At 69.7% G+C, this 23,363-nt stretch carries 22 protein-coding genes; 11 read left to right on the forward strand and 11 right to left on the reverse strand.

Annotated features, from left to right (window positions below):
- Positions 1-270: 270 nt before the first annotated feature.
- Both ACFYWJ_RS00005 and ACFYWJ_RS00010 read right to left on the reverse strand, forming a co-directional pair.
- Positions 271-1,428: an acyl-CoA dehydrogenase gene (locus ACFYWJ_RS00005; RefSeq protein ID WP_355271701.1), complete on the reverse strand. Its 1,158-nt coding sequence runs from the start codon at positions 1,426-1,428 to the stop codon at positions 271-273.
- 165 nt (positions 1,429-1,593) lie between these two features.
- On the reverse strand, positions 1,594-2,253 hold the full coding sequence (locus tag ACFYWJ_RS00010) for a TetR family transcriptional regulator (protein WP_355271700.1): 660 nt from the start codon (positions 2,251-2,253) through the stop codon (positions 1,594-1,596).
- Positions 2,254-2,466: 213 nt separating this feature from the next.
- Between ACFYWJ_RS00010 and ACFYWJ_RS00015 the strand changes: the two genes are divergently transcribed.
- Positions 2,467-4,098 (forward strand): acyl-CoA synthetase, encoded by a 1,632-nt coding sequence (locus ACFYWJ_RS00015; RefSeq protein WP_355271699.1) that lies wholly within the window; start codon positions 2,467-2,469, stop codon positions 4,096-4,098.
- Here the strand turns inward: ACFYWJ_RS00015 and purE are convergent.
- Complete coding sequence (gene purE, locus ACFYWJ_RS00020; protein ID WP_378829974.1) at positions 4,095-4,601, reverse strand: 5-(carboxyamino)imidazole ribonucleotide mutase; 507 nt, start codon at positions 4,599-4,601, stop codon at positions 4,095-4,097. The two genes, ACFYWJ_RS00015 and purE, sit on opposite strands and share 4 nt — an antisense overlap.
- Positions 4,602-4,704: 103 nt before the next feature.
- Positions 4,705-5,928 (reverse strand): 5-(carboxyamino)imidazole ribonucleotide synthase, encoded by a 1,224-nt coding sequence (locus ACFYWJ_RS00025; RefSeq protein ID WP_355271695.1) that lies wholly within the window; start codon positions 5,926-5,928, stop codon positions 4,705-4,707.
- A 39-nt stretch (positions 5,929-5,967) separates the two neighbouring features.
- Between ACFYWJ_RS00025 and ACFYWJ_RS00030 the strand changes: the two genes are divergently transcribed.
- Complete coding sequence (locus ACFYWJ_RS00030; protein ID WP_355271693.1) at positions 5,968-6,516, forward strand: GtrA family protein; 549 nt, start codon at positions 5,968-5,970, stop codon at positions 6,514-6,516.
- Position 6,517: 1 nt separating this feature from the next.
- On the opposite strand, the gene ACFYWJ_RS00035 is transcribed toward ACFYWJ_RS00030, so the two are convergent.
- The 3 genes from ACFYWJ_RS00035 to ACFYWJ_RS00045 are packed head-to-tail and all read right to left on the reverse strand — an operon-like array spanning position 6,518 to position 9,106.
- On the reverse strand, positions 6,518-7,825 hold the full coding sequence (locus ACFYWJ_RS00035; protein WP_355271691.1) for a HAMP domain-containing sensor histidine kinase: 1,308 nt from the start codon (positions 7,823-7,825) through the stop codon (positions 6,518-6,520).
- A gap of 8 nt (positions 7,826-7,833) precedes the next feature.
- Complete coding sequence (locus tag ACFYWJ_RS00040) at positions 7,834-8,535, reverse strand: response regulator transcription factor (RefSeq protein WP_019045310.1); 702 nt, start codon at positions 8,533-8,535, stop codon at positions 7,834-7,836.
- Positions 8,536-8,575: 40 nt separating this feature from the next.
- The gene (locus ACFYWJ_RS00045) at positions 8,576-9,106 is read right to left on the reverse strand and encodes a PH domain-containing protein (RefSeq protein WP_355271689.1); all 531 of its coding nucleotides are present in this window, start codon (positions 9,104-9,106) and stop codon (positions 8,576-8,578) included.
- 128 nt (positions 9,107-9,234) lie between these two features.
- Here ACFYWJ_RS00045 and ACFYWJ_RS00050 point away from each other — a divergent pair, with 128 nt between their 5' ends.
- Complete coding sequence (locus tag ACFYWJ_RS00050) at positions 9,235-10,200, forward strand: acyl-ACP desaturase (protein WP_355271687.1); 966 nt, start codon at positions 9,235-9,237, stop codon at positions 10,198-10,200.
- A gap of 39 nt (positions 10,201-10,239) precedes the next feature.
- On the opposite strand, the gene ACFYWJ_RS00055 is transcribed toward ACFYWJ_RS00050, so the two are convergent.
- Positions 10,240-11,037 (reverse strand): biotin--[acetyl-CoA-carboxylase] ligase, encoded by a 798-nt coding sequence (locus ACFYWJ_RS00055; protein WP_355271685.1) that lies wholly within the window; start codon positions 11,035-11,037, stop codon positions 10,240-10,242.
- A gap of 124 nt (positions 11,038-11,161) precedes the next feature.
- Between ACFYWJ_RS00055 and ACFYWJ_RS00060 the strand changes: the two genes are divergently transcribed.
- The 3 genes from ACFYWJ_RS00060 to ACFYWJ_RS00070 all read left to right on the forward strand — a co-directional run bounded on the left by ACFYWJ_RS00060 (position 11,162) and on the right by ACFYWJ_RS00070 (position 13,942).
- On the forward strand, positions 11,162-12,802 hold the full coding sequence (locus tag ACFYWJ_RS00060) for an acyl-CoA carboxylase subunit beta (RefSeq protein WP_355271683.1): 1,641 nt from the start codon (positions 11,162-11,164) through the stop codon (positions 12,800-12,802).
- A gap of 167 nt (positions 12,803-12,969) precedes the next feature.
- Positions 12,970-13,299 carry an acyl-CoA carboxylase epsilon subunit gene (locus ACFYWJ_RS00065; RefSeq protein ID WP_355271681.1) on the forward strand — a complete coding sequence of 110 codons (330 nt, stop codon included), beginning with the start codon at positions 12,970-12,972 and terminating at the stop codon, positions 13,297-13,299.
- Between the two features lie 7 nt (positions 13,300-13,306).
- On the forward strand, positions 13,307-13,942 hold the full coding sequence (locus ACFYWJ_RS00070; RefSeq protein ID WP_355271679.1) for a nucleoside triphosphate pyrophosphatase: 636 nt from the start codon (positions 13,307-13,309) through the stop codon (positions 13,940-13,942).
- On the opposite strand, the gene ACFYWJ_RS00075 is transcribed toward ACFYWJ_RS00070, so the two are convergent.
- Positions 13,868-14,647 carry a transcriptional regulator gene (locus ACFYWJ_RS00075; protein WP_355271678.1) on the reverse strand — a complete coding sequence of 260 codons (780 nt, stop codon included), beginning with the start codon at positions 14,645-14,647 and terminating at the stop codon, positions 13,868-13,870. The genes ACFYWJ_RS00070 and ACFYWJ_RS00075 overlap by 75 nt on opposite strands.
- 153 nt (positions 14,648-14,800) lie before the next feature.
- On the opposite strand from ACFYWJ_RS00075, the gene ACFYWJ_RS00080 reads away from it, so the two are divergent.
- From ACFYWJ_RS00080 to ACFYWJ_RS00100, 5 genes are all read left to right on the forward strand, one after another.
- Positions 14,801-15,691: a sulfurtransferase gene (locus ACFYWJ_RS00080; RefSeq protein ID WP_355271745.1), complete on the forward strand. Its 891-nt coding sequence runs from the start codon at positions 14,801-14,803 to the stop codon at positions 15,689-15,691.
- Between the two features lie 188 nt (positions 15,692-15,879).
- Positions 15,880-17,685: an acetyl/propionyl/methylcrotonyl-CoA carboxylase subunit alpha gene (locus tag ACFYWJ_RS00085; RefSeq protein ID WP_355271677.1), complete on the forward strand. Its 1,806-nt coding sequence runs from the start codon at positions 15,880-15,882 to the stop codon at positions 17,683-17,685.
- 155 nt (positions 17,686-17,840) lie between these two features.
- A complete protein-coding gene (locus tag ACFYWJ_RS00090) occupies positions 17,841-18,809 on the forward strand; it encodes a patatin family protein (RefSeq protein ID WP_355271675.1) in 969 nt (322 codons plus the stop codon).
- 101 nt (positions 18,810-18,910) lie between these two features.
- Positions 18,911-20,269 (forward strand): hypothetical protein, encoded by a 1,359-nt coding sequence (locus ACFYWJ_RS00095; protein ID WP_355271673.1) that lies wholly within the window; start codon positions 18,911-18,913, stop codon positions 20,267-20,269.
- Between the two features lie 21 nt (positions 20,270-20,290).
- Positions 20,291-20,635 (forward strand): hypothetical protein, encoded by a 345-nt coding sequence (locus ACFYWJ_RS00100; protein WP_355271671.1) that lies wholly within the window; start codon positions 20,291-20,293, stop codon positions 20,633-20,635.
- A 6-nt stretch (positions 20,636-20,641) separates the two neighbouring features.
- On the opposite strand, the gene ACFYWJ_RS00105 is transcribed toward ACFYWJ_RS00100, so the two are convergent.
- Both ACFYWJ_RS00105 and lat read right to left on the reverse strand, forming a co-directional pair.
- Positions 20,642-21,844, reverse strand: coding sequence for a YncE family protein (locus ACFYWJ_RS00105; RefSeq protein ID WP_355271669.1), 1,203 nt, complete (start codon positions 21,842-21,844; stop codon positions 20,642-20,644).
- Positions 21,845-22,006: 162 nt separating this feature from the next.
- Positions 22,007-23,347 (reverse strand): L-lysine 6-transaminase, encoded by a 1,341-nt coding sequence (gene lat / locus ACFYWJ_RS00110; protein ID WP_355271668.1) that lies wholly within the window; start codon positions 23,345-23,347, stop codon positions 22,007-22,009.
- Positions 23,348-23,363 lie beyond the last annotated feature (16 nt).

Raw genomic sequence — 23,363 nt, forward strand, 5'->3', positions numbered from 1 at the left:
CCGCTCGGCCCGGGCCAGCAGCAGCGTCAGCTCCCCGACCTGCCGCCGCCCCCCCCCCCGCCCGGGGCCCCCCCCCCCCCCCCCCCCCCCCGCGGCCCCCCCCCCCCCGCGCCCCCCCCCCCCCCCGCGCCCCCCCCCCCCCCCCCCCCCCCCCCCCCCCCCCCCCCACACCCCCCCCCCCCCCGCCCCCCCCCCCCCCCCCCCCCCGGGGGGGGCCCGGGGGGGGGGGGCGGGGGCCCCCACGGGGGGTGTCGCGCTGGTGCGCCGCGATCAGCGCAGGATCTGGCGCGCCATCACCAGACGCTGGATCTGGTTGGTGCCCTCGTAGATCTGGGTGATCTTGGCGTCACGCATCATGCGCTCGACCGGGAAGTCGGTGGTGTAGCCGGCGCCACCGAAGAGCTGGACGGCGTTGGTGGTGACCTCCATGGCCACGTCGGAGGCGAAGCACTTGGCGGCGGCGGAGATGAAGCCGAGGTTCTTCTCGCCACGCTCGGCGCGGGCGGCCGAGGTGTAGACCATCAGGCGGGCGGCCTCGATCTTCATCGCCATGTCGGCCAGCATGAACTCGGTGTTCTGGAAGCTGGCGATGGTCTTGCCGAACTGCTTGCGGTCCTTGGTGTAGGCGATCGCGGCGTCGAGCGCGCCCTGGGCCAGGCCGACGGCCTGCGCGCCGATGGTCGGGCGGGTGTGGTCGAGGGTCTGCAGCGCGGTCTTGAAGCCGGTGCCGGGCTCGCCGATGATGCGGTCGCCGGGGACGCGGCAGTTCTCGAAGTACAGCTCGGCGGTGGGCGAACCCTTGATGCCCAGCTTGTGCTCGAGCGGGCCGACGACGAAGCCCTCGTCGTCCTTGTGGACCATGAACGAGGAGATGCCGTTGGCACCCTTCTCGGCGTCGGTCACCGCCATCACGGTGTACCACTCGGACTTGCCACCGTTGGTGATCCAGCACTTGGAGCCGTTGATGATCCAGTCGTCACCGTCGGCCTTGGCGCGGGTGCGCATCGAGGCGGCGTCGGAGCCGGCCTCCCGCTCGGACAGCGCGTAGGAGGCCATCTTGCCGTCCACCAGGTCGGCGAGGACCTTCTGCTTCAGCTCCTCGGAGCCGTTGAGGATCAGGCCCATGGTGCCGAGCTTGTTGACGGCGGGGATCAGCGAGGACGAACCACAGACGCGGGCGACTTCCTCGATCACGATGCAGGTGGCGACCGAGTCGGCGCCCTGGCCGCCGTAGGCCTCGGGCACGTGCACGGCGTTGAAGCCGGCGGCGTTGAGGGCGGTCAGCGCCTCCTCGGGGAAGCGGGCGTTGCCGTCGACGTCCTTGGCGTAGGGCGCGATCTCCTTCTCGGCGAGGCCACGGATGGCGCCACGGAGCTCATCGTGGAAGTCCTCGAGCTGGAACAGGTTGAAATCCGGGTTTCCCGCCATCGGGCACTCTCCTGGTCGTGGTGGTGATCGCTGCGGTCGACAGCGCGTCCTGCATCGGCACCGAGTGCCAATCGGACTTGATTATACGCCCGGCACTCTACCCCCACATGGGGATATACCGGTGGCACTCAGTGTCACCTCAAGCTGTAGCCGCCGGAGCGGCGCTCACAGGTTACCGAGCTGGGCGGTGATCAGGTCCGCCACCTTGCGCGGCGGCATGTCCCGCGGGAAGACCGCGACGACCAGCTCCTCGCGCGGCGACTGCTCCCGCCTGCCGCGCGGGATCATGGCCAGTTCGGTGCGCAGATCGGCGACCGCGGCCGCGGACTCGCCGCGCACCATCCGGCGCAGCAGATAGTTGTGCGTCGCGGTCACCGCGGCGGTGAACTGCACCCGGACCAGGTCCGGCACATCGGGCAGCTGCTCGCGCAGGTAATCGGTGAACAGGCGCTCGTACCGGAACACCGTCACGATCTCGCGCTCGCGCAGCGCGGGCACCCGCCGCACCACCTGATACCGGCGCGCGGCGATATCGCGCCACTGGGTGAACCGCTCGAACACCCCGATCACGGCCTCGCACACCGCCTCCCACGGGTCGCCCTCGGCCCGGCGCAACGACTCCTCGGCCAGGGCCAGCTGGAACTCGTGATCGGCGAAGATCACGTCTTCCTTGGACCGGAACTGCCGGAAGAAGGTCCGGCGGGAGATGCCCGCCGCCACCGCGATCTCGTCCACCGTCGTCGCCTCGTACCCCCGCTCGGCGAACAACCGCAACGCCTGATCCACCACCGTGAGCCGGAACTGCGCCGCATCGTCGTGTGCCACCCGACCACCGTAGTCACCGGCCACGACGGCCGATGACGCCGGTTGTTCCGGCGGAGGGAACCGCCGGGTCCATGGTCACCGGGTGCGCCCGTGCCCGCCCCGGCGCGGTCGGTGCACCTCAGTAGAACACGTTCCGTCGCAACGCAAGTGGGTGAACCCAGCTCCCAGTGCGGTCTATTGCCGACAACTGATACTCGTTCTACCTTGTGCTGCATGGCTTTCAACCTCGCCGACCTCTTCGAACACGCCGTCGACGCCGTGCCCGACCGCACCGCGATCATCTGCGGCGAACGCCGGCTCACCTATCGGGAGCTGGACGATCGAGCCAACCGCTTGGCGCATCACCTGGCGGCCCGTGGCGTCGGCAGGGACGACCACGTGGGCGTGTACGCACGGAACTCGATCGAGGCGGTGGAGGCCATGTACGCGGCCTTCAAACTGCGCGCGGTACCCGTGAACGTGAACTATCGCTATGTGGCCGACGAGGTCCGGTACCTCGCCGACAACGCCGACCTGGTCGCGCTGATCCACGAGCGCGAATACGCCGACATCGTCGCCGAGGTCGCGCCCCGGCTCCCGAAGCTCGCGCACGCGATCGTCGTCGAGGACGGATCGGACGCGGACTACGCCCGCTACGGCGGTGTCGAATACGAGGCCGCGCTGGCGGCCCACTCGCCCGCCCGCGATTTCGGCGAACGCGGCGCCGAGGACCGCTACGTCCTCTACACGGGCGGCACCACCGGATATCCGAAGGGCGTGATGTGGCGCCACGAGGACGTCTGGCGGGCACAGGGCGGCGGCATCCAGCACCTCACCGGCGAGTACATCACCGACGAATACCAATTCGCGAACCAGGCCGCGGCCACCGACTACGTGATGACCTGGCTGCCGGTCGCGCCGCTGATCCACGGTGCGGCGCAGTGGACGGCGTTCATCGCCTTGAACTCCGGCGGCACCCTCGTGCTCGCGCCGCGGTTCGACCCCGACGACATCTGGCGCGCCATCGAGCGGCACCGGGTGCACATGCTCCAGATCGCGGGCGACGCGATGGCCCGTCCGCTGCTGGAGGCCTACCTGGCGGGCGACTACGACGTGTCGTCGCTGCTCACCATGAACAGCAGCGCGGCGCTGTTCTCCCAGTCGCTCAAGGCCCGCTACGTCGAGGCGTTCCCCACCCTGATCATCACCGATACCGTTGGCGCCTCGGAGAGCGGGCTGACCGGGATCGGCCAGCTGAGCGCGGACACCGATCATTCGGCGGGGCCGCGCGTGCGCTTCAGCAAGCAGGCCGTGCTGATCGACGACGACGGCGCCCCGGTCGACCCGGTGCCCGGAGCCGTCGGCCGGATGGCCCGCAGCGGTCCGGTGCCGCTGGGCTACTACAAGGACCCGGGAAAGAGCGCGACGATCTTCGTCGAGATCGACGGTGTGCGCCATGTCGTGCCGGGCGACTACGCGCGCTACGAGGCCGACGGCATGGTCACCCTGCTGGGACGCGGTTCGGAATGCGTCAACACCGGCGGGGAGAAGGTGTTCCCCGAGGAGGTCGAGGGCGCGCTGAAGTCGGCCCCCGAGATCGTCGACGCGCTGGTCATCGGCGTGCCGGACGAGCGGTTCGGCGCGGCGGTGGCCGCCCTCGTGCAGCCGCGCGCCGGCGCGACGGTCGATGTGGCGGCCCTGGGCGCCCACGTTCGCACCAAGATCGCGGGATACAAAGTGCCACGCACCTTCTGGATCGTGGACGAGATCCGGCGCCAGCCCAGCGGCAAGGCGGATTACCCCTGGGCGAAGCGCTACGCGGCGGCCAACCCGGAGACCGCGCTGACCGCGGCCCGCCAGGGCTAGCCCAGCAGCTTGGTGCGCAGCGCCTCGTCCTTGTCGAGGACCATCTGCTCGAGTCCCGCCTGGAACCGCTCCATCCGGGCGCGCAGGGCGGGATCATGGGCGGCCAGGATGCGCACGGCCAGCAGACCGGCGTTGCGGGCACCGCCGATGGAGACGGTGGCGACCGGGACGCCCGCGGGCATCTGCACGATCGACAGCAGCGAGTCCATGCCGTCGAGATACTTCAGCGGCACCGGAACGCCGATCACCGGCAGCGCGGTGGCCGAGGCGACCATGCCGGGCAGATGGGCGGCGCCGCCCGCGCCCGCGATGATCACCTGCAGGCCACGGCCCGCGGCGTCGCGCGCGTAGTCGAGCATGCGCTGCGGGGTGCGGTGCGCGGACACCACGCCCACCTCGAACCGGATGCCGAACTCGGCCAGCGCCTCGGCGGCGGCCTCCATCGTCGGCCAGTCGGAATCGCTGCCCATGATCAAGCCGACCTGGGGACCGATGTTGCTCACGTGCGCTCCTGGGTTCATGGCGGCTGGCGCCGCGGGTTTTCGGCCTCGTGACCTCGCCGAAAACGTGGTGGTCACGTTGTGGGGTCGGGGTCGGTGTTGTCGGTCAGGCGCCGTGGGGGTCCCAGCCGTCGGTCCAGACGGCGTGTGACATCCAGTGGGCGGCGCGTTCGGCCTTCTCGCGGACCTCGGTGACATCCTCGCCGAGGATGTTGATGTGGCCGATCTTGCGGTCGGGGCGTTCGCCCTTGCCGTAGAGGTGGACCTTCGCCTCCGGGAGGCGGGCGAACAGGTGGTGCAGGCGCTCGTCCATCGGCATCTCGGGCGCCTCGGGGGCGCCCAGGATGTTGGCCATCACCGTCACCGGGGCGAGCGGGGTGGTGTCGCCGAGCGGGTAGTCCAGGACCGCGCGCAGGTGCTGCTCGAACTGGCCGGTGCGGGCGCCGTCCATGCCCCAGTGGCCGGAGTTGTGCGGACGCATCGCGAGCTCGTTGACGAGCAGCGCGCCGTCATGGGTCTCGAACAGCTCGACGGCCATCACGCCGACGACGCCGAGGCCGGCGGCCAGCTCCAGCGCCATCGTCTCGGCCTGGGCGCCCAGGTCCTCGGGCAGGTCGGGGGCGGGCGCGATCACGACGGCGCACTGACCGTTGCGCTGCACGGTCTCCACCACCGGCCAGGTCGCGGCCTGACCGAACGGCGACCGCGCGACCATCGCCGACAGCTCCCGCTTCAGGTCGACCTTCGCCTCGGCGAGCAATTGCACGCCGTGCGCGAGCTGGTCGGTGACCAGCCGCTCGGCCTCGGCCGCGTCGGCGGGCATCCACACGCCACGGCCGTCGTAGCCGCCGCGCACGGCCTTGAGGACGAACGGCCAGCCGTGCTCGTCACCGAAGGCGATCGCGTCGGCGGGCGCGGTGACCTCGGTGAACGCGGGCACCGGTAGCCCGAGCTCGGACAGCTTGGTCCGCATGGCCAGCTTGTCCTGGGCGAAGATCAGCGCCTGCGGCGGCGGGGCCACGTTGACGCCCTCGGCGACCAGGATCTCGAGGTGTGCCGTCGGCACGTGCTCGTGATCGAAGGTCAGCGCGTGCGACCCGACCGCGGCCTTGCGCAAGGCGGACAGATCGTCGTGGCTGCCGAGGACGACATCGGGGGTCACCTGCGCGGCAGGGTCCTCTGGGCGCTCGGCGAGCACCCGGAGACGCTGGCCGAGGGCGACGGCGGCCTGATGCGTCATGCGCGCGAGCTGGCCACCACCGACCATCGTGACGGTGGGCATGGCAGACGGATCGAACGAACGTGCACTCACGTCGTGCAATGTTGTCATGTCGAAAGCGAATCTTTGCTACCGGTACACTCGGAACTCGTGTCAATCGTCGACGACGTGGTCAGCGTCCTTCCCCCGCGCCTGCGCGAGCTAGCGTTCCGGCATCAAGAGCTGATCAAGTTCGCCATCGTCGGTGCCACCACGTTCGTGATCGACAGCGGCCTGTTCTACCTCCTGAAATGGACGGTTCTGGCCGAGAAACCGGTCACCGCCAAGATCATCTCCGGGGTCGTGGCAGTGATCGCGTCCTACATTCTCAACCGGGAATGGTCGTTCAAGAATCGCGGCGGCCGAGAGAAGCATCACGAGGCGTTGCTGTTCTTCGGTGTCAGCGGCATCGGCGTCATCCTGAGCAACATTCCCCTGTGGATCTCGAGTTACGTCCTCGATCTGCGCCAGCCCGATGTGAGTTTCCTGGTCGAGAACGTCGCCGACTTCGTCAGCGCGTTCATCATCGGCAACCTGCTGCAGATGGCGTTCCGATTCTGGGCGATGCGCCGCTGGGTCTTCCCGGACGAGATGAACGAGATCGTCGCCGAGCTCGAGGACCTCATCGAAGAGGAACAGGAACCGCTCGGCCGCAGCTGAGTCAGCGCGGCTCGGTGAGGGTCGCGTTCGGCGACCGGTTGACCTTCGAGCCGAGGAACACCGCGAACAGGGCCGGGCGGCGACGCTGGAGTTCCAGCCGGCCACCGTCGGCCTCCACCAGTGCCCGCGCCAGCGCCAGGCCGACACCGGTCGAGCCACCGGCCGAGAAGCCGCGGTCGAAGATGTGCGGCGCGAGCTCGTCGCGCACGCCCTCGCCCTCGTCGGCCACCTCCACGCAGATCAGCGGATCACGCGAACTCATCGTCGGCACCGTGCGCACCGACACCGTGCAGGTGCCGCCGCCGTGCATCAGGGCGTTGTCGACGAGCACCGCGACGGCCTCGCGCAGCCGGGAGCCGGTGATCGGGGCACGCAGGGACTCGTCGCCGATCAGGCGCAGTTCGCGGCCCTCCTCGGTGAACGGGTGCGCCCATTCGGCCATGACCCCGCGCAGCTCGGCCATCACCGGGACCGGATCGCGGTCGGCGGCGTCCTCGTCGCGGGAGGCCCGGACCAGGTCGTCGATGGCCTCGGTGAGCCGGTCGACCTGCGCCATCGCCTCCTCGGCCTCGTGTACTACCTCGGGGTCGGCGTGGGTGGACAGCTCGTCCAGGCGCAGGCGCACCGCGGTCAGGCGGCTGCGCAGCTGATGGGAGACGTCGGCGACCAGCGCGTGTTCGCGTTGCAGCCTGCCCGCGATCTCGACGGTCGCCGAATCGAGCACGTCGGAGACGCGGTCCAGCTCGGCGATGCCGTGCCTGCGCGGGTCGGGGCGGAAATCGCCCATGGCCAGCCGGGCGGCGCGGGCGGCCACGTCGCGCAGCGGGTCGGCGACCCGGCGCGCGGTCACCACCGCGACCGAGAACGCGGCGCCGAGCGAGGCGAGCACGGCCAGCGCGACCGCGGCGACCGCCTGCTCCTGCCGGGCGTGCATGGGCCCGGCGGGGACCTCGAGCCGCAGCGACCCGGAGGTGCCCATCGACAGCGACTCGACGAGCGGATCGTCGACGTGGTCGACACCGATATCGGTGCGCGCGGCATTGTCGAGCGGCGTCGGGTAGACGATCGTCAGTTTGCCGCCCTCGGGCACCAGCGCTCGCATGGCGCGCACGTCCAGACCGTCGTGCACGGTGCCGTCGCCACGCTCCTGGGCGATCACCTCGGCGGCCACCCGGTCCAGGCGGCTCTGCAGGTCGTTGCGGGTGATGTCCTCGACCCAGAGCCAGGCCGTGTAGATCAGCGGAACGCCGAGCACCACCGTGGTGATGGTCAGCACGGTCAGGATCGAGCGCAGGATGCGGCGGCGCACGGCCCTGATCAGCCTCGGCCCGCGCTCGACGGCCCGTCGGTGTTGAGCCGGAACCCGACACCGCGCACCGTGACGATGCGACGCTCGGCCATCGGGCCCTCGTCGCCGATCTTGCGGCGCAACCAGGACATGTGCATGTCCAGGGTCTTGGAGCCGCGCAGGTCGGCGTCGCCCCAGACCTCGCGCAGGATGGTCTCGCGCGGCACCACCTGCCCGGCCCGGTCGATGAGCACCTTGAGCAGCTCGTACTCCTTGTTGGCCAGGTTCACCTCGGCGCCGTTGACCAGCACCCGGCGCGCGGCCGGTTCGAGCCGGATCCCGCCGACCTCCACCGCGTCGTCACCGATGCCGCTGCGGCGCAGCAGGGCGCGCACCCGGGCCAGCAGCTCGGCCAGCCGGAACGGCTTGCCGACGTAGTCGTCGGCACCCGCGTCCAGCCCGACGACGAAGTCGACCTCGTCGGTCCGCGCGGTGAGCATGAGCACCGCCAGATCGGCGCCGCTGGCCCTGACCTGCCTGCACACCTCGAGCCCGTCCATGCCGGGCAGGCCGAGGTCGAGGATCAGCAGGTCGTGATCGCCCTCGAGGGCGCGGCGCAGCACCGCGGGACCGAACCGTTCGACGGTGACGGTGTAGCCCTCGCGGCCGAGGGCCCGGGACAGCGGCGCGGCGATCGCCTCATCGTCTTCGGCGAGCAGTACGGCGGTCATGTGCTCAGATTACGGATACCGGTCCCGGTGGGCCGGGAGCTCACCGATAACCGCCCCAGGTCTGGTCACGGCGGCTGCTGCCCGCCTCGAAGACCTCGTGGTAGAGCAGCGCGTGCACCTGCTGCACCTGGGGGATGTCGTCGTATTCGAGCGGTTCCTCCGATGACGAGCCGATGATCAGCGTGCCGGTACCGAGCATCCGGTCGAACACCCCGTGCTGGAACTGCACGCTGGAGATGCGGCTGAGCGGGATATCGATGCCGGTGTGGGTGAGCACGCCCTGGCGGACCAGCACCCGGCGGTCGGTGATGATGAAATGGGTGGACTTCCAGGCGATCACCTTGCCGACGCAGCGCCACAGGATCAACCCGAGCCAGATCAGCCCGATGAGCAGCAGCAACACGGTGCGCACGTGCCCCTCGGTGTTGCGCCAGGCGAGGCCGCCGAGGAAGCCTGCGACAGCGGTTCCGGCGATGAGTGTGACGACCGGCCACACCAGCATCTTCCAGTGCGGATGGCGGTGCAGGATCAGCTGTTCGTCGGGCGCGAGAACGTCCTCCGGGTACCCCATGGCCGAACGATACCCCGTTGGGACGCCGCATTTCCCGATGCCACGGCCGAGGCGATACTGTGGCTTCCACGCTAGATGCCAGGTTTTGCCCATATCTGCTTGCTCGACACCCGACAGTGGAGGCACGCGTGACCAAAGCTCTGACTCAGCTCGAAATCCTGACGGCCCTGGAACCGGTGGCCGAACAGAATCTCAACCGGCACCTCTCGATCGCCAAGGACTGGAATCCGCACGATTACGTCCCGTGGGAGGAAGGCCGCAATTTCGCCGCGATGGGCGGAATCGATTGGGAGCCGGAACAATCCAGGCTCTCCGACGTCGCCAAGGCGGCGATGATCACCAATCTGCTCACCGAGGACAATCTGCCGTCCTACCACCGGGAGATCGCCGAGAACTTCTCCCAGGACGGCGCCTGGGGCACCTGGGTCGGTCGCTGGACCGCCGAGGAGAACCGGCACGGCATCGTGATCCGCGACTATCTGGTCGTCACCCGCGGCGTCGACCCGGTCGCCCTGGAAGAGGCCAGGATGATCCACATGACCCAGGGCGCGCACGCGCCGGACAACTGGGGCGGGTTCCTGGTCAACGTCGCGTACGTGACCTTCCAGGAGCTGGCCACCCGGGTCAGCCACCGCAACACCGGCCGCGTCTGCGACGACCCGGTCGCCGACCGCATGCTGGCCCGCGTCGCCACCGACGAGAACCTGCACATGATCTTCTACCGCAACCTCTGCGGCGCGGCCCTGGACCTGGTCCCCGATCAGGCGATGCCCGCGATCACCAAGGTGCTCACCAACTTCCAGATGCCCGGCGCCGGCATGCCGAACTGGCGGCGCAACGGCGTGCTGATGGCCAAGCACGGCATCTACGACCTGCGCCAGCACCTCGACGAGGTCGTCCAGCCGGTGCTCAAGCAGTGGAACATCTTCGACCGCACCGATTTCGGCGCGGCGGGCGAGGCGGCGCGCGACGATCTGGCGCAGTTCATCGACAAGCTGGAGAAGGACGTGCTGCGCTTCGAGGAGCAGCGCGACCGGCTGCTGGCGCGCGAGCGCGAGGTGGCCGAGCGCAACGCGAGCGTCGCCGCGCGCTGATCGGGGCCGAGCGGTCCCGGCCCGCCGGGACCGCTCACCTCAGTACTGGCCGCGCAGGTGGCTCACGTCGCCCGCGGACACCGCCTCGGCGCCGATCAGCAGCCGGCCGGTGTCGTCGATGCCGGTCGCGACCCCGGTGACGGTCTTGCCGCCGGGCAGCTCGGCCCGTACTTCGACGCCGAGGGTGGCGCAGCGCTCCCGATAGGCCGCCGCGAGCTCGTCGCTCGCCCACCCGGCCCGCTCCCACGCGGTGAAGCGGCGGGCGAACTCGGTGAGGATCGCCGCGACCAGCGCGGTCCGGTCGAGGTTCGCGGCACCGGCCAGCCGCAGCGACGTCGCGTGCGGGACAGGCAGTTCCGCCTCGTCGAGGTCGACATTGAGACCGATCCCGACCACCACGGCGGGCGCGACGCCGGTCGCGGCCACCTCGGCCAGGATGCCGGAGAGCTTGCGGCCGTCGAGCAGAACGTCGTTGGGCCACTTCAGTTCCGGCGCGACTCCGGCCGTGCCGCGCACCGCGTCGACGACCGCGATCCCGGTCAGCAGGGGCAGCCAGCCCAGCGCGCCGGGGTCGATGCCGGGCAGGCGGACCAGGATCGACAGCGAGATCTGCGCGCGCGGCGGGCTCACCCAGGTGCGGGCGTGCCTGCCGCGGCCGCGCACCTGCTCCTCGGCCAGCAGCGCCTGCCGGTCGACGGCCGGATCCGCGGCACGGGCCACCAAGTCGGCATTGGTCGATCCGGTCGATTCGACCACGTCGATCCGGTCGTAGAACGCCGGTGCCGGGGTGGCGAGAGAGCTGCGCAGACGTGGCGCGTCGATCGGTGCCCTGTTCATTCCGGGAACGCTACTCGGCCGCGTAGGGGCAACATTGTGACCGTACCTAGCTGGGGTTTCTGTACTGGCCGGTAGGCGAGACTGCCGTAGTGCGACGTGGTGTCACTCGTTACACTCGCAACCCATGACGAGTGTCCAGCAGCAGCCCGCATCGGATTCGGCGGGCACCCCCGATATCCACACGACCGCCGGGAAGCTGGCTGACCTGCGGAATCGGCTGGAAGAAGCGCAACACCCGATGGGTGAGGCCGCGGTCGACAAGGTGCACGCCAAGGGCAAGATGACCGCCCGCGAGCGCATCCTCGCCCTGGTCGACGAGGGCTCCTTCGTCGAGCTCGACGCCCTCGCCAAGCACCGCAGCGTGAACTTCGGCCTGGAGAACAACCGCCCGCTCGGCGACGGCGTGGTGACCGGTTACGGCACCATCGACGGCCGCGACGTGTGCCTGTTCTCGCAGGACGTCACCGTGTTCGGTGGCTCGCTCGGCGAGGTGTACGGCGAGAAGATCGTCAAGGTCATGGACCTGGCCATCAAGACCGGCCGCCCGCTGGTCGGCATCAACGAGGGCGCGGGCGCGCGCATCCAGGAGGGCGTCGTCTCCCTGGGCCTCTACGGCGAGATCTTCCACCGCAACGTGCAGGCCTCCGGCGTGATCCCGCAGATCTCGCTGATCATGGGCCCCGCCGCCGGTGGCCACGTGTACTCCCCCGCGCTCACCGACTTCGTGGTGATGGTCGACCAGACCTCGCAGATGTTCGTCACCGGTCCCGACGTGATCAAGACCGTCACCGGTGAAGAGGTCACCATGGAGGACCTGGGTGGCGCGCACACCCACATGACCAAGTCCGGCGTCGCCCACTACGTGGCCTCCGGCGAGCAGGACGCCCTCGACTACGTCAAGGACCTGCTCAGCTACCTGCCGAGCAACAACCGCGCCGAGGCGCCGCGGCACGCGCCGAGCGACCCGATCAACGGCGCGATCGAGGACTCGCTCACCGACGAGGACCTCGAGCTCGACACGATCATCCCGGACTCGCCGAACCAGCCGTACGACATGCACGAGGTCATCACCCGGCTGCTCGACGACGACGAGTTCCTCGAGGTCCAGGCCGAGCGCGCGATGAACATCATCTGCGGCTTCGGTCGCGTCGACGGCCGCAGCGTCGGCATCGTCGCCAACCAGCCGACCCAGTTCGCCGGCTGCCTCGACATCGACGCCTCGGAGAAGGCCGCGCGCTTCGTGCGCACCTGCGACGCCTTCAACATCCCGATCATCACCCTGGTCGACGTCCCCGGCTTCCTGCCCGGCACCGGCCAGGAGTACAACGGCATCATCCGGCGCGGCGCGAAGCTGCTCTATGCCTACGGTGAGGCCACTGTGGGCAAGATCACGATCATCACCCGCAAGGCCTACGGCGGCGCCTACGACGTCATGGGTTCCAAGCACATGGGCGCCGATGTGAACCTGGCGTGGCCGACCGCGCAGATCGCCGTCATGGGTGCCTCCGGCGCCGTCGGCTTCGTCTACCGCAAGCAGCTGTCCGAGGCCGCCAAGAACGGCGCCGACGTGGACGCTCTGCGCCTCGAGCTGCAGAACGAGTACGAGGACACCCTCGTGAACCCGTACGTGGCGGCCGAGCGCGGTTACGTCGACGCGGTCATCCCGCCCTCGCACACCCGTGGCCAGATCGTGTCGGCGCTGCGACTGCTCGAGCGCAAGATGGTGACCCTGCCGCCGAAGAAACACGGCAACATTCCGCTCTGAAAGCGCGATATCCCCGGTAGGCCGCGCACACTTGTTGCTATGACGCAACTATTGATCGTCGCGTCCCTACCGGGAATGATCGCGTCTACCGCGCTGTAGGACATCGGAGTACCACAGCTTCGCCACCGGGGAAGATCTCCCGGACGAGGCAGGAAGGATCTGGCACTGTGACAACTGTGGCAGAAGAAGACGTGTTGACCGCCGCCGAGCTCGAGCTCGCCGTCGAACCACTCGTCGACGAGGTCGAACTGTCCGCAAGCGCGGTTGCCGTCGAGCCCGCGGAGAGCCTCGGTGAGCCGATGTTCCGCATCGTGAAGGGCTCGCCGACCGATGAGGACATCGCGGCGCTGGTCGCCGTGCTGAGCGCGGCGGCCGCGAACGCCCCCGCGGGCGGCGCGACCGGTCCGACCGACAACTGGGGCAGGGCGACGCTGATGCACCGGGGCACGTCCCCGTTCTCGCCGTACGCGTACCCGCTGCTGTCGCACCTGCGCTGATGCACCGGTGACCCGGCTGGTTCTGGCCTCCGCGTCCCCGGCCCGCCTCGGGATCCTGCGTACGGCGGGTATCGATCCCGTCGTACGCGTCTCGGGCGTCGACGAGGACGCGGTCTCGGCCGCGCTGCCCCCTGACACCTCCTCGCACGACGTCGTCGTCGCCCTGGCTCGCGCCAAGGCGGTCGACGTCGCCGCGTCGATTCCCGAACTCGCCGCCGACTGTGTCGTTGTCGGCTGCGATTCCATGCTGCTCGTCGACGGGCAGCTGCAGGGCAAACCGCACACGCCCGAGGTGGCGCGTGCCCGCTGGGCCGGCATGGCCGGTCGCAGCGCCGATCTGATCACCGGGCACTGCGTGCTGCGGCTGCGGGACGGCGCCGTCGTCGCCGAGTCGGCGGAGTGCAGCAGCACCACGGTGCATTTCGCCAAGCCTGCTCCCGACGAGCTCGACGCCTACATCGCCACGGGCGAGCCGCTGCAGGTCGCGGGGGCGTTCACCCTCGACGGGCTGGGCGGCTGGTTCGTCGACCGGATCGAGGGCGATCCGTCCAGCGTGATCGGGATCGGCCTACCGCTGTTGCGCAGGCTGCTCGAAGACGTCGGCGTCGGTGTCACGCAGCTGTGGCGGGACGCGCGGGCCTGACGGCGCGATCACCGGCTGCTCCCCGGTCGCGACCGGTCCGGCGGCCCGCTCCGGCGCGGAGTTCTCCGCGCCGAGGGTGAGTTCCAGGCGGGCCGTGCACAGTTCCGGCTCGACGAACGGGTGCAGCTGCACGTCGACCCGTCCGCGCGCGCCGTTGCGCTCGAGCACCTCCCGCATGAGCCCCATGTGCACCCCGCACACCACTTCGGCGTGCGAGCGGGCCAGTTCCCGCAGCGGGCAGGCGGTGAGGTTGATCTGCACGTGCTCGGCCGTCTCGCCGACCGGGTCCTTCTCCGGCGCGAAGCCGAGTTCCGACATCAGCGACATGGTGATGTCCCTGGCGTCGGCCAGCGTCTCCACCGGGTGCGTGCCGATGTCCATCCGGGCACCCCAGGCGCGACCGGCGGCTACCGCGGCGGCCGAGCGGGTGACGGGATCGGGGCCGAGATGGTCGGCGAGGACCTGCGCGAGCTCCTGATAGCCCACCGAGCGCTGCACGGCGCGGTACCCGATGCGGGGACGGCCACGGCCGCGGGGCGGCTGCTGGAACTGCCGGACGAGGGATTCGCGGGTGAGGACATCGAGATGGAATCGGACGGTGGTGACATGCTGTCCGGTGATTCTGGCCAGTTCCTGGGCGTCGAGGGGCTCGGTGGCGCCACGTAGGATCGCGAGCAGTCGCCGTCGCGGCCAAGAATCGGACATAGCTCACCCCTCCTCTCCAGAGACTTTATCGGACAGCTCTGCGCTTTATTCGACCATTGTGTCGATTCGTGATGTGCCAACACAGACATACCATCGGCTACGACCCCAGCACACTGTCGCACCCGCCCATACTCTCGCGTGAAGGACCACACCGTGCCCGTCGCCCCGGATCCGCACCCCGCCTTCGGTTCCTACGCAGTCCCGCACCGATTGGTAACCACAGAATGGCTGTCCGCAAACATCGGTGTACCCGGTTTGAAGATCATCGAGTCGAACGATGACATCCTCCTCTATGACATCGGCCATGTGCCCGGCGCGGTCAAAATCGATTGGCGTGGCGACCTGAGCGACCCGGTCACCCGCGATTACATCGACGGCGCCCGGTTCACCGAGCTGATGCGCGCCAAGGGCATCCGGCGCGACGACACCATCGTGATCTACGGCGACCGCGACAACGCGCAGGCCGCGCACACCGCCTGGATCTTCACCCTCTTCGGCCACGAGGACGTCCGCCTGCTCGACGGCGGCCGCGACGCCTGGATCTCCGAGGAACGCGACACCACCTTCGACCTGCCCTACCCGGCGCCCAGCGACTATCCCGACGTCGAGCGCGACGACACCGCCGCCCGCGCGTTCCGCGAGGAGGTGCTGACCCGCCTCGGCAGCCCGCTGGTCGACGTGCGCTCGGCCCAGGAGTACTCGGGCGAGAACGAGGACAAGCCGCTCGACCAGGAGTACGCGACGCTGCGCGGCGGACACGTGCCGACCGCGGTGAACATTCCGTGGGCGCACGCCTGCGCCACCGACGGCCGGTTCCGGTCCAGGAGCGAGCTGGACGAGATCTACGGCGCGCTGCCCGCCGAGGATCTGGTCGTCTACAGCCGGGTCGGCGAGCGGTCCAGCCACACCTGGTTCGTCCTGACCTTCCTGCTCGGCCGCAGGTCCGTGCGCAATTACGACGGCTCCTGGATCGAATGGGGCAATTCGGTGCGGCTGCCGATCAGCCGGGGCCTCGAACCGGGCAGCGCGAACCGGATCAATTGAAACGTGTTCACATCACAGCGCGCCGAGTACTGTGACCTGCGACCTACTCGACAGTAGGGCTAGCCGAGTTCGGGTCCAATTGGCAGACTGCCTACACTCGCCCGAGACGAAAGTTGTCGATACCGGGCACGGGGCCTACACGGCGACCCGTCCCCCGAAGCGACCAAAGATTGCACACAGGAGGCTCAGTGCCCAGCCATGCCAGCGCACGGATCACGAAGGTACTCGTAGCTAACCGCGGCGAGATCGCGGTCCGCGTGATCCGGGCTGCCAAGGACGCGGGGATCACCAGCGTCGCGGTGTACGCCGAGCCCGATGCCGACGCTCCCTTCGTAAAGCTCGCCGACGAGGCGTTCGCCCTCGGCGGTCAGACCTCGGCCGAGTCGTACCTCGTGTTCGACAAGATCCTCGACGCCGCCGCCAAGTCCGGCGCCGACGCCATCCACCCGGGATACGGCTTCCTCTCCGAGAACGCCGACTTCGCCCAGGCCGTCCTCGACGCCGGGCTCATCTGGATCGGCCCCTCGCCGCAGTCCATCCGCGACCTGGGCGACAAGGTCACCGCGCGCCACATCGCCGAGCGCGCCAACGCGCCGATGGCCGCGGGCACCAAGGACCCGGTCAAGAACGCCGACGAGGTCGTCGCGTTCGCCAAGGAGTTCGGCGTCCCGGTGGCCATCAAGGCCGCCTTCGGTGGCGGTGGCCGCGGCATGAAGGTCGCCCACACCATCGAGGAGATCCCCGAGCTGTTCGAGTCGGCGACCCGTGAGGCCATCGCCGCCTTCGGCCGCGGCGAGTGCTTCGTCGAGCAGTACCTGGACAAGGCCCGCCACGTCGAGGCCCAGGTCATCGCCGACCAGCACGGCAACGTGGTCGTCGCCGGTACCCGCGACTGCTCGCTGCAGCGTCGCTTCCAGAAGCTCGTCGAGGAGGCGCCCGCGCCGTTCCTGTCCGACGACGTCCGCGCCAAGATCCACGACTCGGCCAAGCGCATCTGCCGCGAGGCGGGCTACTACGGCGCAGGCACCGTGGAGTACCTGGTGCAGGGCGAGACCGTGTCCTTCCTCGAGGTGAACACCCGCCTGCAGGTCGAGCACCCGGTCACCGAGGAGACCGCGGGCATCGACCTGGTGCGTCAGCAGTTCGCGATCGCCAACGGCGAAGAGCTCTCGATCAAGGAAGACCCCACCCCGCGTGGCCACTCCTTCGAGTTCCGGATCAACGGTGAGGACGCCGGTCGCGGCTTCCTGCCCGCCCCCGGCCCGGTCAGCGTCTACCGCGAGCCCACCGGCCCCGGTGTGCGCGTGGACTCCGGCGTCGTCGAGGGCAGCGTCATCGGCGGTCAGTTCGACTCGATGCTGGCCAAGCTGATCGTCACCGGCGAGAACCGCGACCAGGCCCTGCAGCGCGCCCGCCGCGCGCTGGCCGAGTTCGAGGTCGACGGCCTGGCGACGGTCATCCCGTTCCACCGCGCGATCGTCGAGGACCCGGCCTTCGTCGGTGACGGCGAGAAGTTCGAGGTCTACACCAAGTGGATCGAGACCGAGTGGAAGAACACCGTCGAGCCGTTCACGGCCGGCGCTCCCGCCGACGACGAGGACGAGGATCTGCCCCGGCAGAAGGTCGTCGTCGAGGTCGGTGGCCGTCGCGTCGAGGTGTCGCTGCCCGGTCAGTTCACCCTCGGTGGTGGCGCCGCCGGTTCGGCCGGTAACGGTGCCGGTGTCATCCGCAAGAAGCCGAAGGCGCGCAAGCGTGGCGGCGCGGGTGCCGGTGCGGCCTCCGGTGACGCGGTCACCGCGCCCATGCAGGGCACCGTCGTCAAGGTCGCGGTCGAAGAGGGCCAGACCGTCGAGGCGGGCGACCTGATCGTGGTGCTCGAGGCCATGAAGATGGAGAACCCGGTCAACGCGCACAAGGCGGGCGTGGTCACCGGCCTGGCCGTCGAGGCGGGCGCCGCGATCACCCAGGGCACCGTCCTGGCGGAAATCAAGTAAGCAGGCAGTCGGAGACGGGCGCCGGTCGATCACGACCGGCGCCCGTCGTCGTTTCCGGCACCGCGGGAACGAGCACCGCGATCCGGGTGAACGGGCGGCGAAGATCGAGTTTCGGACCAGGCCGGACCCCGGGCACCTGTCGTATCGTGGATCGGGTGACCAGCACTGCGCGTATCGATCAGGACCCCTCGGCGGCACCGGGTCCGGCCACGGTCGCCGAGGTGATCCAGTCCCGCAGACACGCCGGGACCAGGGACGACGGCCATCGCCTCGCGCTGGTGATCGAGGGCGGCGGCAGCCGCGGGGTCTACTCCAGCGGCATGGTGCAGGCGCTCGAGGAGCTCGGCCTGTCCGCGGTGTTCGACGCCGTGTACGGCACCTCGGCGGGCGCGATCAACGGCGCGTGGCTGCTGTGCGGGCGCGCGGCGACGGGCATGCGGTCCTGGACCGATTCGACGATCATGCGCCGCGTGGTCGACCCGGTCCGGATCTTCCGCGGCCGCCCGGTGTTCGACCTGCGCTACCTGGTGCACCAGGTCTACGACGGCATCGAGCCGATGGACTTCCCGGCCATCCTGGCCAACCCCACCACGTTCCACCCGATCGCCACCGACGTCCATACCGGGCAGTCGGTGGACCTCGGACCACACATCGTCGACAAAACCACCCTGATGACCGCGCTACGGGCCTCCGCGGGCCTGCCCCTGCTGGCGGGTCCCCCCGTCGACCTCGGCGGCCGCAGCTACTTCGACGGCGGCCTGTCCGAGACCGTCCCGATCCGCAGCGCCGTCGCCGCGGGCACCACGCACGCGCTGGTGCTGCGCACCCGCCGCACCGACGAGGTCCGCCCGCCCGCGCCGCTGCTGCACCGCATCGTCGGCGGCGGCTACATGCGCGCCATCGCCCCGGGCGCCTTCCGCGCGTGGTCGCAGCGCCCCGGCCAGCAGGCCGTCGAGGACGACTTCCTCGCCGGCCTCGGCGACCGGGTCCTCCAGGTCCACCCGCCCGCCGACTCCCCCGCCATCGACAGCGCGGCCCGCGACACCGACCTGCTCACCCGCGCCCTCGACATCGGCCGCACCGCCGTCCACTCCCTACTCGGCGCCCAACCCCGGCTGGCCTGACCCCGCCCCCGAGTTGTCGGGGCACCAACATTTCCGGATTCCCCAGTTCCCCACGCTCCCCTAGCGTTTCACCGGCACGACGGCCGACGGAGGAGTGATGGGTGCGTACAGAGGTGTTGACTCGACCGGAGTCCGAGGTCACCGGTCCCGGCCCCGCGCCGGAAACGATCCGATGGCACCCGGCCACCCGCATCCTGTTCCGGTTCGGATTCGTGTCCGTCGGCCTCGGGATGGCGGGGACGTGGCTGCTGCACGCGCTGCTGCGCACGCTGGGCCTGTCACTGGAGACCGTGACCGCGATCGACAAGTGGACGACGCTGTACCCGCTCACCGAGTGGCTCGGCACGACCATCTTCGACGTCCGGATCGACTACACCGTCACCGGTAGCGGCGACACCGCCGCCAAATGGCTGGCCGCGTTCACCATGATCGTGGTCGCGGTGCCGGTCACCGCCGTCTGGTCGGTGTTCGACCGCCGCCGCACGCACTACGTGCGCCTGGTCGTCCTGTTCCGGCTCCTGCTGCGCTTCGCCCTGGTCAGCGCGCTGCTGCTGTACGGGATGATCAAGATCCTGCCGACCCAGATGTCGTTCAATCTGGAGCGACTGGTCGAACCGTACGGGTACATGAGCCCGATGGCGGTGCTGTGGGCGCAGTCCGCGCTGTCCGAACCCTACGAAATCGCGCTCGGCGCCGCCGAGGTCACCGCCGGCCTGCTGCTGATCGTGCCGCTGACCGCGGGGCTCGGGTCCGTGCTCGCGGTGCTCGTCGCCCTGCAGGTGGTGCTGGTGAACCTCACCTTCGATGTGCCGGTGAAGCTGTTCGCCCTGCAGATTCTGCTGTACGCGATGGTGCTGGCCGCCCCCGAGATCGTCCGGATCGTGCGGGCGCTGCTCGGACACGACGTCCCCGCGCGGACTCCGCCGCGCGGCGACCGGCTCCTGGTGGGAGCCCAGGTGCTGCTGGGGTTGTGGCTGCTGGTCGCCACGACCGTCGAGGCCTACGACGGCTGGCACACCTACGGCAGTGCCCGCCCGAAGTCCCCGCTCTACGGCATCTGGGACGTCACCGAGTACTCGATCGCGGGCGAGCAGGTCCCGGCGCTCGTCGACTTCCGCGCACCCACCGAGGGCAAGCCACCCAGCGCCACCGAACGCTTCCGCCGCATCATCTTCGATATCCCGCAGGGCATGACCGCGCAGCGGCTCGACGATTCGATCGTCTCCTTCCCCGCCCGGATCGACACCGATCAGCGCACCATCACGCTGTCGCGCGACACCGCGCACCAGTGGAAGCTCGCGACGTTCGATTACACCCACGCACAGCCCGGTCAGCTGATTCTGGAGGGCACGCTCGGCGGTCGTCCGGTCCGGATGCGGCTGGATCAGGTCGACCTGGACCGGTTCCCGGCCGTCGCACGCGGATTCCACTGGGTGCAGGCCACGCCCTACTACCGGTAGCCGTCGCAGTACGCTGCCGGAGTGGAACCGATCGAGATCAACGCGGGCGCCTGGTACCTGCGCGCCCTGCGGGCCGACGAGCGCATCGACGACCGCCCCGCCCTGGCCGACGGTGGCATCACCGATCCCGGCTACGTGGCCACCCGTTCCGCGCAGTGGGCCGACGAAACCCACTTCTCCTGGGCCGTCTGCGTCCCGACGACCGCCGAGCTGGTCGCCGAGATCGGCGTGACGCCCGGCCCCGGCGACACCGCCTCCGTCACCGGCTGGGCCCGCCCCGGCGAGGACGAGGCGCTGGCGGCGGGCCTGGCCTCGGTCCACCGGTTCGTCGCGGGCGCGTTGGGGCTGACCGCCGTCCCCGCCTGACGCGCGCTACCGCATGACCCCCGTGTGCCCGGTGGAGTAGCGCCCCGGCTGCGGCCACACCGTCAACCCGTGCGGCCCGTGGTCGACGGGGATGCGCGCCAACAGCGTCCAGTTCGCGATGTCGACCGCGTACACCTCGTTGTTGTGCCGCCCCGACACCCAGAACACCCGCCCGTCGGCGGAGATATTGCCCATGTCGGGACTGCCGCCGCCGGGGATGAACCACTTGTGCACCAGCCCGTTGGTGCCGAAATCCCACACCGAGATGCTGCCCTCGTGCCGGTTGGTGATCAGCATCTGCCGCGAGTCGCGGGTGATGTAGAGCCCGTGTGTCCCTTTGCCGGTGGGGATGAAGCCGGTGTTCTCGAAGGTGTGCGCGTCGATCGTGTAGATGCCGTCGGCCATCATGTCGGCGACGAAGAAGACGTGCCCGTCGGGCGAGAGCTTCACGTCCTGCGGCATGCCGCCGCGTCCGCCCGGCAAGTCGATCATCTTGATCAGGGTGCGTTGCGCGACGTCGAAAACCGCCATCCGCCCGATGAATTCGCAGCTGGCCACGGCGAAGCGGCCGTCGGCGGTGAAGTCCATGTGGTCGACGCCCGCGCAGTCGGGCACCGCGAGCGCGTGCAGCTTCCGCCAGGTCACCGGATCGTAGAAGTCCAGCGACTTGTCCGCCTCCGCGACGACGAGGGCGAACTGCCCGTCGGGCGTGTAATACATGTTGTAGGGATCGCGGACCGGGAACGCCGGGCCCGCGGGCGCTCCGGTGCGCGGGTCGATCGGCAACAGGCTGCCGCCGCCGATCGGCAGATCGTTGGTGGCGTAGAGCGTCTGCAGGTCGTACGACGGCACCACGTGCTGCGGCTCGGCGCCGCCGGAGGAGAACGTGTCGAGCACCTGGAAGGTGTTCTGGTCGATCACCGTCACGGTGTTGGACTTGCTGTTGGGCACGTAGACCAGCGGCCGATGATCGGCGACCGACGGGCTCAGTTCCCGGTTGGCGGCGTAGATGTCGACCGGGGACAGCGGCGGCGGCATGCCGGGCAGCAGGTCGGTCATGTGCGGCGGCATCGCGGTCGGCGTGGTGGTCGAGGTGGGCGGCGCGACGGGCGTCTCGACCGTCACGGCCTCGCTGTTGGAACAGCCCGCGGTCACGGCGAGCAGCAAGGCGGCAGCAATTTGTCCGATTCGCTCGGTTCGGCGGTTCACGCGCTGCACCGTTCCACGCCGGGATGAAGCCCGAATGACATGGAAGGGAAGCCTAGAAGCAAGCCCAGCGAAAATCTAGCAATTCGGACAGTGTGCCGCCCACAGCCCCGGTGCGTCGTCGGTCGACACACGGTGAACCGGCTATGGGCGGCACCCGTTGCGCTACAGCTGCTCTCGCATCAGCACCGCGTCCAGCGCGTCGACCGCCCGCTCCAGTTCCTCCTCGGTGACCGTCAGCGGCGGCCGGAACCGGATGCCGCTGGTCCCGGTGCCGAGCAGCAGCACGTGCTGACGTTCGCGTAGCGCCGTCACCACCCGGTCCCGCAGGTCCGGGGTGGCCAGCGTGATCGCGCACATCAGGCCGCGCCCGCGCGGTTCGCTCACCTTGTCCGGGTGCGCGGCGGCGAGCTGGCCGAGCTGGTCGAGCAGGTAGGCGCCCAGCGGCACCGACTTCGCGATCAGCCGATCCCGTTCCAGCACTTCGAGAATGCGCCGGGTGCGCACCATGTCGGTGAGGTTGCCGCCCCAGGTGGAGTTCAGCCGCGAGCTCACCCGGAAGACGTTGTCGGGCACCTCGTCGACGCGACCGCCCGCCATGATGCCGCACACCTGGGTCTTCTTGCCGAAGGCGACGACATCGGGCTCGACCCCCAATTGCTGGTAGGCCCAGGTGGTTCCGGTCATCCCGACCCCGGTCTGCACCTCGTCGAGAACGAACAGCGCGTCGTTGTCGTGGCACAGGCGCTGCATGGCGCCGAGGAACTGCGGCCGCAGGTGCCGGTCGCCACCCTCGCCCTGGATCGGCTCGGCGATGAAGCAGGCGATGTCGTGCGGATGGTCGGCGAAGGCCTGGGCGGCCTGCGCGATGGCGGTGGCCTCCAGCGCGGCGATGTCCGGGCCCGCGAAGGTGTGCGGTGTGTCGATGCGTGGCCAGTCGAACTTCGGGAACCGCGCGGTCTTGACCGGGTCGGTGTTGGTCAGCGACATCGTGTAGCCGCTGCGGCCGTGGAAGGCGCCGGTCAGGTGCAGCACCTTGGTACCGAGTTCCGGTGACCGGCCGTGCGACTCGTTGTGCCTGCTCTTCCAGTCGAACGCGACCTTGAGCGCGTTCTCCACCGCCAGCGCGCCACCGTCGACGAAGAACAGGTGCGGCAGGCGGGGGTCACCGACGACGCGGACGAAGGCCTCGACGAAGCGGGCCATCTCCACGGTGTACATGTCGGAGTTGCTCGGTTTGTTCAGCGCGGCGGTGGCCAGCTCGGCACGGAAGCGTTCGTCCGCCGCGAGCGCGGGATGGTTCATCCCGAGCGCGTTGGAGGCGAAGAAGCCGAACATGTCGAGGTAGGCGGTGCCGTCTCGTTCGTCGATCAGTGTCCGGCCGTGCGACTTGTGCAGGTCGAGCACAAGGTCGAAGCCGTCCGCGAGGATGTGCGAGGACAGGATTTCGTGGACCCGGTTGGCGGGGGTGACCGCCGCGCCGGGGCGCTCCAGTTCGATGGTCACAAAACCGAGGGTACGC

The organism is Nocardia sp. NPDC003269 (genome assembly GCF_042888005.1).
Lineage (GTDB): Bacteria > Actinomycetota > Actinomycetes > Mycobacteriales > Mycobacteriaceae > Nocardia.